A 264-nucleotide genomic window follows, 5' to 3' on the forward strand; every position below is an offset into this window, starting at 1 on the left:
CCGCGCCCCCGCCCGGCCCGCGGACGTCGTGGTGACGAACCACGCGATGCTCGGCGTGGCGGCGTCCGTCTCGCCGCACGTGCTGCCCGAGCACCAGGTGCTGGTCGACGACGAGGCACACGAGCTCGCCGACCGGGACACCGCCCAGTCCACGGCCGAGCTGTCCGTCGGCAGCGACGAGCACGCGGGCCGGATGGCGCGCCGGCACGGCGGCAGCGCGACCACCGAGCTCGTCTCGGCGGCGGCCGCCCCCGGCGCCGCGCT

1 pseudogene is annotated in these 264 nt (G+C 78.8%); it reads left to right on the forward strand.

Annotated elements, in window-relative coordinates:
* A pseudogene (locus tag KVT14_RS20500) lies at positions 1–264 on the forward strand (ATP-dependent DNA helicase); the annotation flags it as partial.

Origin of the sequence: Cellulomonas sp. GbtcB1 (assembly GCF_019091725.1) — a bacterium.
GTDB lineage: Bacteria > Actinomycetota > Actinomycetes > Actinomycetales > Cellulomonadaceae > Cellulomonas.